Consider the following 1,006-nt stretch of genomic DNA (forward strand, 5'->3'; position numbering starts at 1 on the left):
CGCCTGCCCCGCTCCTGGGCCCCGCCCTCAATGAGGTTCGTCAGGGCCGCGCCCCGGCGGGCGTACAGCGCGCCGGCGCCCTTGGGCCCGTGGAACTTGTGGGCAGAGAGGGAGAGAAGGTCGATGTTCTGAGCCCGGACGTCAATGGGCAGGTGCCCCGCCGCCTGGACCGCGTCGGTGTGGAACAAGACCCCCGCCTCCCGGCAGGCCGCGCCGATCTCCGATATGGGCTGGACGGTTCCGATCTCGTTGTTGGCGTACATGACGGTCACCAGGCAGGTGTCGGGCCGGATGGCCTCCCGGACCTGCTCCGGCGTCACCAGGCCGTTTTCGTGGACGTCCAGCAGGGTGACGGCAAAGCCTTCGCCCTCCAGCCTTTTCAGGGTGTGGAGCACCGCGTGGTGCTCAAAGGCGGTGGAGACGATGTGGCGCTTGCCCTTCCGGGCCCCCAGGACGGCGGCGGAACGGATGGCCTGGTTGTCCGCCTCGCTGCCGCCGGAGGTGAAGGTGAGCTCCCTTGGTTCGCAGACAAGACAGGCGGCGATACGTCCCCGGGCGTCCTCCAGAGCCTCCTTGGCCTCCTGGCCGAAGGCGTAGAGGCTAGAGGGGTTGCCGTAAAGCTCGTCCATATAGGGCAGCATAGCGTCCACAGCGGTCCGGCTCATCTTCGTCGTGGCCGCGTTATCCGCGTAAATCATCATAGAAATCCTCCGTTAAATAACCTGGTATGTTTGTTGGTAATTATATATTATTCCAAATAACCTATAATGTCAATAGGTAATTTGAGCTTTTGAACACTATAGGAGAGGATACCGTTCTTCGCAATCACCAGAGGACCGGCAGATGTTCATTCCTTTTTTGCGGCAGATACGCCGCCATGATTTTTGTAAAATCCTTAAGGAAACGCTGATTTAATTCCCCGAAATGATAGGAGAAGGGCATCGGCAAACTGTTTTTTGACGCAATCAACCGCTACCTGGAAGGGGCTGGACGGATGATGCGGGGC

The 1,006-nt window shown here is 59.8% G+C and carries 1 protein-coding gene; it reads right to left on the minus strand.

The window, feature by feature from the left end; genetic code table 11:
- The coding region (locus tag JX325_RS17675) for a cysteine desulfurase family protein (protein WP_204792301.1) at positions 1-701 on the minus strand (701 nt) is incomplete at its 3' end.
- Positions 702-1,006: the final 305 nt, after the last annotated feature.

The organism is Oscillibacter sp. CU971, from assembly GCF_905219725.1.
Classification (GTDB): Bacteria; Bacillota; Clostridia; order Oscillospirales; family Oscillospiraceae; genus Oscillibacter.